Genomic DNA, 13672 nt, shown 5'->3' on the forward strand with positions numbered 1-13672 from the left:
CGCGTTCCTCCCTGACCACTCCGCCGGCCGGTGCGCTCGTGCCCGGGCCGCAGCCCGGCGCTCCTGAGCCGGGCACCACCCTGGGGGCCCATTACCGCCGATGCTTCGGATGCGGCACCGAGCATCCGACCGGGCTGCATCTCGCGGCCAGGACTCCCGATGGCGCCACGGTGGAGGCCGAGTTCACGGTGGGGGAGGCGCACCAGGGCGCGCCCCGGCTGGCGCACGGCGGTGTGCTGGCCGCCGCGATGGACGAGGTCATCGGAATGTCCGTCTACCTCTTCCGCAAGCCGTATGTGACGGGACGTCTGGAGACCGACTACCTCCTCCCCGTTCCCGTCGGCACGACACTCCACTTGCGCGCCTGGTGCAACGGCATCGTGGGCAGGAAGGCGTACCTTGAGGCTGAAGGGCGCGTCGGCGCACCCGACGGGCCTGTCGCCGTCCGCGCGGCAGCGCTGTTCATCGAGGTGAACATGGCGCACTTCGCCGAGCACGGCGACGTGGCCGCCATCGCCGCCGAACACCACGACTACGAGGTGAATCCTTGAGCGACGTAGAGGTGCTGATCCAGCCGCTCGACCCTGGGCTGCCGATGCCGTCGTACGCCCACTCGGGTGACGCGGGTGCCGACCTCCACGCGGCCGAGGACGTCGAGCTGATGCCGGGCGAGCGCACGGTCATCGGCACCGGGGTGGCGATCGCGCTGCCCGAGGGGTACGCCGCGTTCGTGCACCCGCGTTCCGGGCTGGCCGCACGCCACGGCGTCACCCTGGTCAATGCGCCCGGCACGGTCGACGCCGGCTACCGGGGCGAGATCAAGGTGACGCTGATCAACACCGACGCCAAGGAGCCGTTCCGGCTGCGGCGCGGGGACCGGGTGGCGCAGCTGGTGGTCCAGCGGGTCGAGCGCGCGCTCTTCACGCCGGTCGAGCGATTGCCCGAGTCCGTACGCGGCACGGGTGGGTTCGGGTCGACCGGACGCTGACCGGTGGGCAGCAAGGGGGCCGGTCAACGGCCCGACGAGGCAACGGGGCCGGCAACAGGCCCATGAGCAGGGAGAGTGAGGAACGTGTTCCGACGTCGCCGTCGTGAAGAGCCGGACCAGGTGGCCAAGCAGGAGCAGGCCGCCCCCACCCGCGAGTCCGGTCCGTGGGACGCCGACGAGCCCCACCCCGACACCGACAGGATCGACCTGGGCGGTCTGCGCCTGCCGCACAACCCCGACTTCGACGTACGCCTGGCCTCGGTGGGTGACCAGCACGTCGGCGTGGTCGTCCTGTACGAGGAGAGCTCGCTGCAGCTGCAGGCCCTGGCCGCGCCGCGCAGCTCGGGGCTGTGGGACGAGGTCAAGACCAAGATCAGGGCCCAGGCCAAGCACCTGGAGGAACGGGAAGGCCCGTTCGGCAGCGAGCTGGCGGGCGAGATGAGGGTCGACGGCGACAGCCGCCAGGCCCGCTATCTCGGCATCGACGGCCCTCGCTGGTTCCTGCTCGCGTTGATCTCCGGCAAGGCGGCGCTCGACGAGAGCGTGGCCGCGGCGTTCGTCGACTTCATCAAGGACGTCGTGGTCGTGCGCGGCGACGAGCCGATGGCGCGTGAGGAGCCCATCCCGCTGAGCCGCCCCAGCGACCAGCCGGCCGCCCAGCCGGAAGAGCGGCAGGGTGGTAACCCGTTCAAACGAGGGCCGGAAATCAGCGAGATTCGCTGAAGGCCGACATTCACATAGGCTGATTCATCATGAGTACGGCAGAGCCCCCGAAACGCGGGGGATGGCGTGGGTTCTTCAGTCGGCTGGCATCCCCCCAGTCCGAGATCGAGGCCCAGGAACTGCGCGAGGACGCCGACGAGATCGGAGCGACCCCGATCGTGTCGTGCGGCGGGCGCCGGCGCTTCTGCGTGGCCGGTACGCTACGTACGGTGACTCTGCGTCCGAGGGGCGGCGCCCCCGCCCTCGAGGCCGAGCTCTATGACGGATCCGACGTGATCGATCTGGTCTGGCTCGGCCGCCGCAAGATCGTGGGCATCGAGCCCGGCCGTACGGTCAAGGCCGAGGGCCTGGTGAGCGAGCAGGACGGCCGCAAGGTGATGTTCAATCCGCGTTACGAGCTGCGACCCGGGAGTTGATCAGGTGAGTGCTGAGGCGGAAGAGGTCGCCCACGACACCGTCGAGGCGGCGGTGCGAGCCCAGCTCGCCAAGGCCTTCGGCGGCGTGCGAGGCATCATCGAGGCGGCGGTTCCGACGATCGCGTTCACGCTCTCGTGGATCACGACCGAAGACCTGAAGACGTCGCTCATCATCAGCATCTCGCTGTCGGTGGTGCTGCTGCTGGTGCGGGTGCTGCAGCGGTCGACGCCACAGTTCGTGATCAACAGCCTGATCGGCATCGCGATCGGTGCGTTCTTCGCCAGCCGTACGGGCGACGCGAAAGACTACTTCCTGCCCGGCATCCTGTACAACGCCGGTTACATGGTGGCGATGCTGCTGTCGATCGTCACCCGGTGGCCGGTGGTGGGTTTCCTGATCGGCTCCGTCACCGGCGATCCCACGGCGTGGCACAAGGATCCGGGCGTGGTGAAGCTGTGCACCCGGCTGACCTGGCTGCTGATGCTGCCCTGCGCGGTCCGGGTGGCCGTGCAGGGGCCGGTCTACCTGTTCGGCGGCGGTGATGAGGCGGTGGCGGCGCTCGGGCTCGCCAAGATCGTCATGGGGTGGCCGCTCCAGGTGGCGGCGTTGGCGGCCATGCTCTGGGTGCTCGGCCGCGGCCGCACCCCGATCAAGCCTCCGGTCGCCCCGGCCTGACGTCGGCCTGACCCTGGTCGAAGCGGCTGGTCCAAGCGGCCGGTCCAAGCGGCCGGTCCAAGTGCCCGGCGGAAGGGCCTGATCGGTGGGCTCGGTTGATGGGCCTGACGGAAGGGCCCGGTCGATGGGCCCGGTCGATGGCCCGGTTGATGGGCCCGGTTGATGGGGCCGGTCAGCGGTCCTTGTGGTCGGGGTCGTGGTCGGTCGGTTCGGCCGGGAGTGTGTAGCGTTCGCCGATGAGGTCCGCCAGGCGGCGCCTGCTCTCCTCCGGTGAGAGCCCGTCCTCGCGCTCCACCGCCTCCACCTCGCCGGCCAGCTCGGCGTCGCCGAGCTTGTCGCGGATCCAGCCGGAGTAGTCGCCCTGCCGCAGATGGTGCAGCCAGGTGTCGTCGTCCACGCCTTCGGCCAGTTCGACGAACGTGTGCAGGTTACGGGCGCGCAGGCGCAGCCGCTCCTCCGGGCCGGTGAAGTAGAAGCTCTTGTCCTTGGCCATGGTGCCGGCCGCGTACTTGCGGCGGTGCCGGGTGCGTTGGACCCGGGCGGGGGCGAGGCGCAGCTGCCGGGCGGTGTCGTCGCCGGTGTGCCAGAGTGCGATGTCGCCGTCCTGCGAGGTCAGCAGCTCGGGCGGTTCCTGCCCGAGGGCGGTGGCGAAGGCGGCCAGCGTGACCTCCGGCTCCTTGCCCACCGCGATCGTGCTGTTCACCAGGCGCAGCGCGGACGGGCTCATCGCCTCCGGATGCACGGTGATCATCAGGAGTGAGCCGAGGTCGCCCGCCTCACGCACCGGCACCTGCCGTACTTCTGTGGGCATGAGGTGGTGGGCCTCGTCGATGATCAGCCAGTGCGGGTGGCCGTGCGTGGCGCGCAGGCCGGTCAGCCGGGGCAGCAGCTCGGCGAAGTACTCGGGGCGGTCGCGTAGCTGCTGGCCGATCAGGTTCACCACGACACTGTGACCGGGCTGCTCCAGCACGCGCAGCACTTCGTCCACGCCGGGCACGCGGTCGGGGTCACCGAGCACCGTGACCCCGGGATACTCGGCGTAGTCGCCCTCCGGGTCCACGATGACGCACTGGTAGCCGTCGCCGACGAGCCGTTCGAGCAGGGCGGTCGTGACGGTGGACTTGCCGCTGCCCGAGGGGCCCGCCACCAGCAGGCCGGCGCCGTACGGGGGCAGGCGTACGTCCTGACCGTCGGTGTGGCCGAGCAGGACGCCGTGGCGCGGCACCTCCACCGCGTCGAGCTCGCCGCCCAGCAGCATCCCGGCCAGCTCCGCCACACCGCTCCCGGCCTCCTGCGACAGGCACAGGTCGCAGGCGTCCTTGAGCGCGGGCAGCGCGTTGGCGACCGCGGCGCCGAGCTCGGCGGCCGTCAGGAACGCGTGGTCGTTCTCCCCGTCGCCGACCGCGACCACGCTGTGCGGCGACAGCGACAGCCGGTCGAGGGCGGCGGCCAGCCCGCTCGCCTTGTTCACGCCCGGCGGCAGCGCCATGACCGCGCCCTTGTTGTAGATCACCTGCAGCTCCAGGCCCAGGTCGCGGATCGCGGCGAGGACCTGCACGTCGTACGGCTCCCGCGTGGCGACGAGGACCTGCCCGACACCCAGCGGCTCGACCCCTTCGGCGCGGAGCCGGTCGGTCAGCTGGGGCGGCGGGGGAGCGGCCAGGACGTCGCAGGTGCGCTGGCGAGGGTCGTACAGCAGGCCGCCGTTCTCGGCCACCACGAGGTCGAACAGGGCGGGGTGCGGGAAGACGGACAGCAGGTCGTCGAGCTCGCGCCCGGTGACGAGCAGCAGCTTGACCCCGGCACGGGACAGCCGCTCCAGGGCCTCGATCGTCTCCTCGTCCACCTGGCCGTGGCTGGCCACGGTGCCGTCGTAGTCACAGGCGAGCACGTTGTAACGCACGCCCCCTCACTACCCGGAGAAAGCGCGGCAATCATGGGAGTTGCTTGATATATAGATCATCGGTATATATCGTTCGCATGACTGCACGATCGATGCAGGAGCCGACGTTCCTGATCCTGACGGCCCTGGCGGCCGGGCCGCAGCACGGCTACGGCATCATCACCGACGTCCTGCGCATCTCCGCCGAGCGCGTACGGCTGCGCGCCGGCACGCTGTACGCGGCGCTCGACCGGCTGGAGCGGGAGGGCCTGGTCGAGGCCGGCCAGGAGGAGGTCGTGGACGGCCGGGCGCGGCGCTACTACCGGCTGACCTCCGAGGGGGAGTCCCGGCTGGCGGAGGAGGCAGAGCGGCTACGACGCAACGCCGAGACCGCCGCGTCGCGGCTGCGGGCCCGGCACCCGCGTCCCGCCCTCAGCGTGGCCCTGCCTGGGGGTGTCGTATGACGGCCGAGCTGGAACGGCACTACCGCAGGTTGCTGGCGGCGTACCCGCAAGAGCATCGGGACCGGCACGTGCAGGAGATGATCGCGGTGCTGCTGGCGGGCGCGGAGCCCGGGCGGCGGTGGCCGGCCTTGCGCGACGCGTACGACGTCGTGCGCGGCGGCCTGGCGATCCGCCTGCATCGAGCCGCCGATCAGGGATCCCGGCGGCACTGGCGGGAGGCCGCCGACGTCGCGGCGCTCATCGCGCCCGTCCTGCTCTTCGCCGCGATGATGTTGCGGGCGGCGGTCTACGCCTGGAGTGCGGCGCGGCCGCCGGTCGTGCCGGGGGAGCTGCTGCAGGCGGCGGAACTGGCCGGGTACGCGCTGCCGTACGGGCTGGTGGCGCTGCTCGTCTGGCTGGGGCGGGCCCGGGCGGCGACCGTGAGCGCCTGGACGTTCGCGATCCTGCACGGACTCGAGAGCCTCCGGCCGCCCTCTCTGGGCGCCTCCCATGTGGTGACCGACGGCGCGATCCTGGTCATGGGCGAGCCCGTCGTGCTGAGCAGGATCGGGACGGCGGTGCTGCCCATGGTGCTCTGCGCCGTGATGCTGCACCTCGCACCGTCGCCGGGGCCCGCCGCGGTGGGATCCGGCCGCCTGCTGATCTGGACGGCCGCGCTGCTCGGCGCCGCGGTGACGGGCGGCATGATCGGGCGCGGACCGGTGGCCGTCGCGCCGCCGCTGATCGTGCTGCTGGTGATGGGGGTGACGTTGCTGCGCTCGCCCGCCGGGCGCCGGACGCTGCTCGTGCTGTCGCCGCTGCCGGCGCCGATCGCGGGCGGGCTGCCTGGGGCCGGGGCCGTGGCACAGACACTGGTGATCGGCCTGCCTGCCGCCGCGGTGCTGGGCGTCACCGGATGGCTGACCCGTACCGGCCGGGTGAAGGAGTCGGGCGAGTGAAGAGTCGGGCGAGTGAAGAGTCGGGCGAGTGAACATCTGGGCGGTGAAGCGGCGGGGTTGAAAGGGGGCGGTTGAAGAGCCGGGTGGTTGGAGAGCGGGAGTTGAAGAGTTGGCCGAGTGGACAGGCGTGCTGGTGAGAACCGGGCGAGGGGAGAGGCGGGCGGGTAAAGGTGTCCAGGCGTAACGCTTGACGAGTCGCGGTCCGCACGCGGGTACAAGCCTGGCGAATCACCACACACTCCGGGGACCGCCATGTACCGATGCCTCATCGCCGCCGTCACCATGACGGCCACCGCCCTGCTGCTCGCCGCCGCGCCCGCGATCGGCGACGATCGCCTCACCCCGCGCAGCGGCGCCTGTGAGGGCCACCTGGCGACCCTGATGAAGCTGCCTGCCCCGATGCTGCTCTGGTCGGGCAAGGACCGCTGCGGCGGCTGAGCGCGGCCCGGTGCGCGGGCCGCGCCGGGCTCCGTCAGCGCTGCGACCTTCGTCAGCGCTGCGACAGGCCGTAAGACCGGCAGGCGGTCAGTGCTGCGACAGGCGGTCAGGCCGGCAGGCGGTCAGTGCTGTGACTGGGCGTCAGTGTTGCGACAGCAGGTGGGCCAGCTCCTGCTCGACCTCCTGGTTGGCGACGAACAGCAGCTCGTCGCCCGCCTCCAGCGGGTCGTCCGACGTCGGCACCAGCACGCGGCCCTCACGCAGGATGGCCACCAGCGCGGAGTCCTCCGGCCACGGGACCGACCCCGCCCGCTGCCCGACCACCGGAGCGTCCTCGGCCAGCGTCAGCTCGACGAGGTTGGCCTGACCCTGGCGGAACGTCATCAGGCGGACCAGGTCGCCGACGCTCACCGCCTCCTCCACCAGGGCGCTCAGCAGGCGCGGTGTCGAGACGGCCACGTCGACGCCCCACGACTCGTTGAACAGCCACTCGTTGTTGGGGTGGTTGATGCGGGCCACCACGCGCGGCACGCCGTACTCGGTCTTGGCCAGCAGCGACACCACGAGGTTGACCTTGTCGTCGCCCGAGGAGGCGACCACCACGTGGCAGTTGCTGAGCCCGGCCTCGTCGAGTGAGGCGATCTCGCAGGCGTCGGCGAGCAGCCACTCGGCGCGCGGCACGCTGTCGATCTTGATGGCCCGGGGGTCGACGTCGATGAGCAGGACCTCGTGGCCGTTCTCCAGGAGCTCCTGGGCGATGGAACGCCCCACGGCGCCCGCTCCGGCGATCGCGACGCGCATCACTCGTCCTCTTCCGGTGCGGCGGCGAGCACCTTGTTGATCCGGTCCATGTCGTTCTCGGCGGCGATGACGTGCAGGATGTCACCCTCCTGCACCACGGTGTCGTCACCGATGGTCAGGGCCTCGCCCATGCGGTTGACGAAGGCGGCGCGCGCCCTGGCCTGCGTCTCGAGGTCGACGACCCGGGTGCCGATCCAGGAGGGGTTGACGGTGACCTCGGCCAGCACGACGGTGCCGGTCGGGTCGCGCCAGAGCGGCTCGGCGCCCTCGGGCAGGACGCGGCGCATGATCTGGTCGGCCGTCCAGCGCACGGTCGCCACCGTGGGGATGCCCAGCCGCTGGTAGACCTCGGCCCTGCGGGGATCGTAGATGCGGGCCACCACGTTGTCGACGCCGAACGTCTCGCGGGCCACGCGGGCGGAGATGATGTTGGAGTTGTCGCCGCTGGAGACCGCGACGAAGGCGCCCGCGGACTCGACTCCGGCCTCGATGAGCACGTCGCGATCGAAGCCGACGCCGGTCACCCGCCGCCCGCGGAATCCGGCCCGCAGCCGGCGGAACGCCTGCGGGTCGCGGTCGATGATGGCGACGGAATGGCCGCTGTCTTCGAGGATGTGCGCGAGGGTCGACCCCACGCGACCACATCCCATGATCACAATATGCATTTCCCCCCGCAACGTCGCGGTCGGCCGGTTGCTCGACACCAGTATGGCCCTGTGGGGACGCGCTTCGTTTGGGGTGTCAGCCTGGGGCTAGCATCTCGTTACGTGGCGAAGGTAACAGATCTTGTCAAACGCTTGCTCGTGGGGCGGGCCCTGCGAAGCGGGCAGCTCCACGAGCAACTCCTGCCTAAACGGATCGCACTGCCGGTCTTCGCGAGCGACGCGCTCTCCTCCGTGGCGTACGCTCCACAGGAGATCCTCGTCATCCTTTCGCTGGCCGGCGTCTCCTTCTACACCTACAGCCCCTGGATCGCGCTCGCCGTCGTGGTCGTGATGCTCACGGTCGTCGCGTCGTACCGGCAGAACGTGCACGCCTATCCCAGCGGGGGCGGCGACTACGAGGTCGCCAGCACCAACCTCGGCAAGAACGCCGGGCTCACCGTGGCCAGCGCCCTGCTCGTCGACTACGTGCTCACCGTCGCGGTGTCCGTCGCCAACGGCGTCGACTACGTCGGCGCCACCATCCCGTTCGTGGGCCAGCACAAGCCCGCCGTCGCCATCGCCATCGTCATCCTGCTCACCGTGGTCAACCTGCGCGGCATCCGCGAGTCCGGCGCCGCCTTCGCCGTTCCCACGTACGCGTTCATGATCTCCGTCCTCGGGCTGATCTGCTGGGGCGGGTTCCGGCTCCTGGTGCTCGGGGAGGACCTCCAGGCGCCGAGCGCCCAGTTCACCATCGAGCCGGAGCAGACGGACCTCACCGCCTTCGCCGCGGCGTTCCTGATCCTGCGGGCCTTCTCCACCGGGTGCGCCGCGCTGACCGGCGTCGAGGCCATCAGCAACGGCGTGCCCGCCTTCCGCAAGCCCAAGAGCAAGAACGCCGCCACGACGCTGCTGATGATGGGCCTGGTCGCGATCACCATGTTCGGCGGCATCATCGCGCTGGGCCTGGCGTCGGGCGTCAAGGTGGCCGAGCCCTCGGTGGTGGCCGAGGACCTGCTGCGGCCCGACGGCACGCCGGTGGGCCCGGAGTACTACCAGCAGCCGATCATCTCGCAGGTGGCCGACGCGGTCTTCGGCGGCGGTTCGCTGCCGTTCGTGGTGATCTCGGCCGTGACGGCGCTGATCCTCTTCCTCGCGGCGAACACCGCGTTCAACGGCTTCCCCGTGCTCGGCTCGATCCTGGCGCAGGACCGCTTCCTGCCGCGCCAGCTGCACACCCGCGGCGACCGGCTGGCCTTCTCCAACGGCATCATCATCCTGGCGCTCGGCGCCTGCCTGCTGTTGTGGGGCTTCCAGGCCGACGTCAGCCGCCTGCTCAACCTGTACATCGTCGGCGTCTTCGTCTCGTTCACGCTCAGCCAGACCGGCATGGTCATCCACTGGACCCGCCACCTGAAGACCGAGACCGACCTGAGGCTGCGCCACCAGATGCACCGCTCGCGCGTGATCAACGCCTTCGGCGCGGTCATGACGGGGATGGTGCTGATCGTCGTGCTGCTGACGAAGTTCCTGGTCGGGGCATGGATCGTGGTGATCGCGATGCCGGTGCTGTTCCTCATGATGAAGGGCATCAGGCGCCACTACGACAACGTCGCGGCCGAGCTGGAGCTCACCGGCGACTTCGAGGCGCCCATGCTGCCCGCGCGCAACCACGCGATCGTGCTGGTCTCCAAGCTGCACAAGCCCACCATGCGCGCCCTCGCCTACGCCCGCGCCACCCGCCCCTCCACGCTGGAGGCCGTCACCGTCGGGGTCGAGGGCGAGGAGGCGACCCGGCTGCGGGAGGAGTGGGAGCGGCGCGGCATCCCGGTGCCGCTGAAGATGCTCAGCTCCCCCTACCGCGAGATCACGCAGCCCATCCTCGACTACGTCAAGACCGTGCGCAGGCGCTCGCCGCGCGACGTGGTGACGGTGTTCATCCCCGAGTACGTGGTCGGCCACTGGTGGGAGCACCTGCTGCACAACCAGAGCGCGCTGCGGCTGAAAGCGCGGCTGCTGTTCAAGCCGGGCGTCATGGTGACCAGCGTGCCCTGGCAGCTGCACTCCGCCGACCGGCTGCAGGGCAGGCCGGAGCCGTTCGCCCCCGGGTCCGTACGGCGTCCGTGGCACCAGACCGTCAAGGACGAGGACGAAGGCAACATCAGGACGAGCTGATCAGGGCGCGCAGCCGGTCGGTGTCGTGGGCGGTCCAGCCGGGCGGCGCGGCCACGGCGGCCCAGCCGTCCACGATGTTGGCGCCGTAGCGGTGCCCGTGACCGGCCGGCACGTCGAGCGCGGCGGTCATGTCGACCAGCACCTGCCAGAACGTCACCAGCGGAAACCAGTTCATCTCCGGGTTGACGCCCGGCCCCCGCGCGCCCTCCAGCCAGGCCGGCCGGTCGTAGATGAGCCGCGGCGACCACCACACGACCGGGTCGGAGGCGTTCTGCAGGTAGAGCACGCGCGGGTGCGGCCACGGGCCGGGCGGCCCGGCCAGGTCGGCCGGGCTCTGCGCGAACCTGGCCGTCAGGCCGGAGCGGTAGACCGGCCGCCACACGGGGCTGCCGCGCTCGCGCCCGTAGGTGAGCTGCTGCCAGATGCGGTTGGCGTTGGGCGGGCCGACGAACATCGCCCCGTCGGCCCGGGAGACCAGGTCGGTCAGGTCATGGAACGACTCCTCCAGCGCGTACGAGCCCAGGCTCTCGCCGGACAGCAGCAGCCGGGGCCGCGCGGCGGCCGGCAACTGGGACCAGCGCGCGTACACCGCCTCGAACAGCGCCTTGCCGGTGGCCGCCGCCTTCTCCCTGTCGACCAGGAACGACACCCAGCTCGGGAGGTAGGAGTACTGCAGCGCCACCATGGCCGTGCGGCCGTTGTACATGTACTCCAGGGTGTCGGCGATGACCGGATCGACCCAGCCGGTGCCGGTGGTGCCGAGCACGGCCAGCACGGGCCGCCGGAACGCTCCGGTGCGCTCCAGCTCGCGCACGGCGAGGGCCGCCTGGGCCCGCGGCGACGAGGTGCCCTGCAGGCCGACGTAGACCCTGATGGGCTGGGCGGCGCGCTGCCCGGAGAAGGCGGTCAGGCGGGCGGGGGTGACGGCGGTGCCGGTGAAGCGGCGGCCCTCGCGGCCCAGCGACTCCCAGCTCACCAGCGACCGGGTCCCGCCCGACACGTACGCGGAGGCGGGCTTGGTCACCCCCGGGTAGGTGCCCTGGTTGGCGACCGAGGAGATGTCGCTCACCCGGGCCACGAACGCGCTGAACAGCACGTCGTTGGCGAACACCGCGACGAGCAGGGCCATGACGATCACCCCGACGGCGTGGCCGACGGACGCGGGGACGAAGCGGTCGAGCCAGGTGATCAGTTTGCGGCCGCCCAGGCGTACCAGCCGGGCCAGGGTGAGGCCGGCGCAGAACAGGACGACGGTCACGGCGAGGATCAGCGGCGGGAACCACGTGATCCGGGTGTCCATCTCCATCAGCGCCCGCAGGTCGCGCTGCCAGTCGTAGCTGTAGGCGAGCGTCACCACCACCAGCGCGGCGCAACCGGCCAGCATGATCCGCCAGGCGAACCGCCGCCCGCGCTCGGGCAGCCGATAGGAGATGATCAGCCGGGCCACCGCGCCGATCGAGGCGCCCACGGCGTAGCCGAGCAGGGCCGTGACCGCGCCCATCACTCCCTGGTAGAGCCAGGTGCGGGGCAGCAGCGACGGCGTCAGAGAGGCGCAGGTGAACAGGGTGGCCAGCAGCGTGCCGCCGAAGCCGAGCCGCCGCCGTACCACCCTCGCGCCGTCCACGCCCACTTACAGTAGGGGATCAGGTGAAAGAGGTGGTCATTGAGGTCAGGGCATTAGGGTGGCGGTGTGAATGAGGGATCTCTCGAGCTGACGGTAGGTCCGGTCGCCCACGGCGGCTGGTGCGTGGCACGCCACGAGGGGCGGGTGGTGTTCGTCCGGCACGCCCTGCCGGGCGAGCGGGTGATCGCCCACGTCACCGAGGAGACCACCCGGTTCCTGCGGGCCGACGCGGTCGAGATCCTGGAGCCGTCGCCCGACCGCGTGGTGCCGCCCTGCCCGTACGCCGGGCCGGGCCGCTGCGGCGGTTGCGACTGGCAGCACGCCACCCTGGAGGCGCAGCGCCGGCTCAAGGCGCAGGTCGTGGCCGAGCAGATGCGCCGGCTCGCGGGCATCGAGCGCGAGATCGTGGTCGAGGAGGTGCCCGGGGCCAAGGACGGCCTCGGCTGGCGCACGCGCGTGCAGTTCGCCGCCCTGCCGGGCGGTGAGCTGGGCTTCCGCCGGCACCGCTCCCACGAGATCGAGGTCGTCGACGCCTGCCTGATCGCCCATCCCGAGGTGGAGGCGGTCGGCGTGGAGGGCGACCGGTGGCCGGGGGCGCGGTCCGTCGAGGTCATCGCCTCCTCCGAGGGTGAGCGGGCCGTGGTCGTCGCGCCGCGCCCCCGGCGCTCCGTCACGGTGCCCGACCTGGAGGCGTCCGCCTCGATCCTGCTCGACCAGGGCAAGGGCCGCACGGTCGCGCGCCGCGGGTCCGGGCTGCTGCACGAACAGGTCGGCGACCGGGAGTTCCGGGTCGCGGGCAGCGGGTTCTGGCAGGTGCATCCCGGGGCCGCCGCGACGCTGCTCGACGCGGTGCTGGCGTACGCCGCCCCCGAGCCGGGGGAGTGGGCGCTCGACCTCTACTGCGGGGTGGGGCTGTTCGCGGCCGGTCTCGCGGAGGCCGTGGGGCCCGAGGGAGCGGTGCTCGGGCTGGAGTCGGAGGAGTCGGCCGTGCGCGACGCGCGGGCCAACCTGCGCGACCTGCCGCAGGCGCGGGTGGAGCGGGGCCGGGTGGAGGAGGGCCTCGACCGCTTCCAGATCGAGCGGGCCGACCTCGTGGTGGTGGACCCGCCGCGGGCCGGGCTGGGCCGCGAGGTGGTCGGCCGCGTCGCGGCGCTGGAGGCCCGGCGGATCGTGTACGTCTCCTGCGACCCCGCGACCTTCGCCCGCGACGTCGCCTGGCTGGGCGAAGGCGGCTACGAGCTGGCCGAGATGCGGGCCTTCGACGCCTTCCCGATGACCCACCACGTGGAGATCGTGGCCCTGCTCGTCAGGGCGTGATGGAAGAGTCTTTAGACGCCCCTTGAGGTTTCTTGGTTGACATTAATCACAAGAGAATTGTCCGAATTTTCGTGACAAATTGGTAACGGGGCCGACAGAATGCGGGACCACCAGCGTCTACCGCAACTGGAGGCAACCCCCATGCGTAAACCTCTCGGGGTCCTCGCAGCCGTCGCCGGTCTGGCAGCCTGCGCCCCCGCCACCGGCGGGGAGCAGGGCCGTCAGGCGGCCGGAGTGGCGGCCGAGGTGACGGCGCCGGCGGCCATGCCGAGCGCCGAGCCGACTCCCAAGCCGGCGCCCGAATCGGATGACTGCCGGGTGAAGGTGACCCGGCCCGACATCGCCGCACTCAGGATCCAGTCCGCGGCCGTGCGCCGCGGCTGTGTGCACCCGGCGCTGCTGCGCATCCGCGTCAAGCGCGCCGTCCCCGGCGACGACCGGGTCGTCAAGAGCGGCGCGACCAGGAAGGGTCGCATCGCGCTCAAGCTCCCCTGCGAGCCGGGCACGTACTACGCGACGGCCACCGACTACCGAGGCCGTACCGTCAAGTCGAAGGCCGTGCGGCTGACCTGCGTCACCCCCACGC

15 protein-coding genes are annotated in these 13672 nt (G+C 71.4%); 11 read left to right on the forward strand and 4 right to left on the reverse strand.

Annotation, left to right across the window (positions count from 1 at the left end):
- The 5 genes from E1286_RS40425 to E1286_RS40445 form a co-directional block, all read left to right on the forward strand.
- Window positions 1-551: PaaI family thioesterase (locus E1286_RS40425; RefSeq protein WP_246075582.1), on the forward strand; the 551-nt coding region annotated here is incomplete at its 5' end.
- A complete protein-coding gene (gene dut, locus E1286_RS40430) occupies window positions 548-988 on the forward strand; it encodes a dUTP diphosphatase (RefSeq protein WP_132621534.1) in 441 nt (146 codons plus the stop codon). The genes E1286_RS40425 and dut, both read left to right, overlap by 4 nt.
- A gap of 84 nt (window positions 989-1072) precedes the next feature.
- The gene (locus tag E1286_RS40435; protein ID WP_246075583.1) at window positions 1073-1711 is read left to right on the forward strand and encodes a DUF3710 domain-containing protein; all 639 of its coding nucleotides are present in this window, start codon (window positions 1073-1075) and stop codon (window positions 1709-1711) included.
- A gap of 29 nt (window positions 1712-1740) precedes the next feature.
- Window positions 1741-2127 (forward strand): OB-fold nucleic acid binding domain-containing protein, encoded by a 387-nt coding sequence (locus tag E1286_RS40440; protein WP_132621536.1) that lies wholly within the window; start codon window positions 1741-1743, stop codon window positions 2125-2127.
- A 4-nt stretch (window positions 2128-2131) separates the two neighbouring features.
- On the forward strand, window positions 2132-2803 hold the full coding sequence (locus E1286_RS40445) for a DUF3159 domain-containing protein (protein WP_246075584.1): 672 nt from the start codon (window positions 2132-2134) through the stop codon (window positions 2801-2803).
- Window positions 2804-2975: 172 nt separating this feature from the next.
- Here E1286_RS40445 and E1286_RS40450 read toward each other — a convergent pair whose 3' ends face one another.
- A complete protein-coding gene (locus E1286_RS40450) occupies window positions 2976-4706 on the reverse strand; it encodes an HAD-IIB family hydrolase (RefSeq protein ID WP_132621538.1) in 1731 nt (576 codons plus the stop codon).
- A 77-nt stretch (window positions 4707-4783) separates the two neighbouring features.
- On the opposite strand from E1286_RS40450, the gene E1286_RS40455 reads away from it, so the two are divergent.
- The 3 genes from E1286_RS40455 to E1286_RS40465 all read left to right on the forward strand — a co-directional run bounded on the left by E1286_RS40455 (window position 4784) and on the right by E1286_RS40465 (window position 6525).
- Window positions 4784-5149 carry a PadR family transcriptional regulator gene (locus tag E1286_RS40455; RefSeq protein ID WP_246075585.1) on the forward strand — a complete coding sequence of 122 codons (366 nt, stop codon included), beginning with the start codon at window positions 4784-4786 and terminating at the stop codon, window positions 5147-5149.
- Window positions 5146-6087 (forward strand): hypothetical protein, encoded by a 942-nt coding sequence (locus E1286_RS40460; protein WP_132621540.1) that lies wholly within the window; start codon window positions 5146-5148, stop codon window positions 6085-6087. Before E1286_RS40455 ends, E1286_RS40460 begins: the two co-directional genes overlap by 4 nt.
- A gap of 252 nt (window positions 6088-6339) precedes the next feature.
- Window positions 6340-6525: a hypothetical protein gene (locus E1286_RS40465; protein WP_132621542.1), complete on the forward strand. Its 186-nt coding sequence runs from the start codon at window positions 6340-6342 to the stop codon at window positions 6523-6525.
- A 141-nt stretch (window positions 6526-6666) separates the two neighbouring features.
- Here the strand turns inward: E1286_RS40465 and E1286_RS40470 are convergent, their stop codons facing one another.
- Together E1286_RS40470 and E1286_RS40475 are read right to left on the reverse strand one after the other, a co-directional pair.
- Window positions 6667-7326, reverse strand: coding sequence for a potassium channel family protein (locus tag E1286_RS40470; protein WP_132621544.1), 660 nt, complete (start codon window positions 7324-7326; stop codon window positions 6667-6669).
- The gene (locus E1286_RS40475; RefSeq protein WP_132621546.1) at window positions 7326-7991 is read right to left on the reverse strand and encodes a potassium channel family protein; all 666 of its coding nucleotides are present in this window, start codon (window positions 7989-7991) and stop codon (window positions 7326-7328) included. Before E1286_RS40475 ends, E1286_RS40470 begins: the two co-directional genes overlap by 1 nt.
- A 102-nt stretch (window positions 7992-8093) precedes the next feature.
- Between E1286_RS40475 and E1286_RS40480 the strand changes: the two genes are divergently transcribed.
- Window positions 8094-10145: an APC family permease gene (locus E1286_RS40480; protein ID WP_132621548.1), complete on the forward strand. Its 2052-nt coding sequence runs from the start codon at window positions 8094-8096 to the stop codon at window positions 10143-10145.
- Here the strand turns inward: E1286_RS40480 and E1286_RS40485 are convergent.
- The gene (locus E1286_RS40485; protein ID WP_246075586.1) at window positions 10132-11769 is read right to left on the reverse strand and encodes an alpha/beta hydrolase; all 1638 of its coding nucleotides are present in this window, start codon (window positions 11767-11769) and stop codon (window positions 10132-10134) included. The genes E1286_RS40480 and E1286_RS40485 overlap by 14 nt on opposite strands.
- A gap of 66 nt (window positions 11770-11835) precedes the next feature.
- On the opposite strand from E1286_RS40485, the gene E1286_RS40490 reads away from it, so the two are divergent.
- Together E1286_RS40490 and E1286_RS40495 are read left to right on the forward strand one after the other, a co-directional pair.
- Window positions 11836-13086 carry a class I SAM-dependent RNA methyltransferase gene (locus E1286_RS40490; RefSeq protein WP_246075587.1) on the forward strand — a complete coding sequence of 417 codons (1251 nt, stop codon included), beginning with the start codon at window positions 11836-11838 and terminating at the stop codon, window positions 13084-13086.
- Window positions 13087-13227: 141 nt separating this feature from the next.
- The coding region (locus E1286_RS40495; protein WP_425464793.1) for a hypothetical protein at window positions 13228-13672 on the forward strand (445 nt) is incomplete at its 3' end.

The organism is Nonomuraea terrae, from assembly GCF_004348995.1.
GTDB classification, from domain to species: Bacteria; Actinomycetota; Actinomycetes; order Streptosporangiales; family Streptosporangiaceae; genus Nonomuraea; species Nonomuraea terrae.

Excerpts from the sequence above, each read along its gene's own strand:
- E1286_RS40440 (WP_132621536.1), top strand. The coding sequence starts at position 1,741 with ATGAGTACGGCAGAGCCCCCGAAACGCGGGGGATGGCGTGGGTTCTTC.
- E1286_RS40455 (WP_246075585.1), top strand. The coding sequence starts at position 4,784 with ATGACTGCACGATCGATGCAGGAGCCGACGTTCCTGATCCTGACGGCC.
- E1286_RS40460 (WP_132621540.1), top strand. The coding sequence starts at position 5,146 with ATGACGGCCGAGCTGGAACGGCACTACCGCAGGTTGCTGGCGGCGTAC.
- E1286_RS40465 (WP_132621542.1), top strand. The coding sequence starts at position 6,340 with ATGTACCGATGCCTCATCGCCGCCGTCACCATGACGGCCACCGCCCTG.
- E1286_RS40470 (WP_132621544.1), bottom strand. The coding sequence starts at position 7,326 with ATGCGCGTCGCGATCGCCGGAGCGGGCGCCGTGGGGCGTTCCATCGCC.
- E1286_RS40475 (WP_132621546.1), bottom strand. The coding sequence starts at position 7,991 with ATGCATATTGTGATCATGGGATGTGGTCGCGTGGGGTCGACCCTCGCG.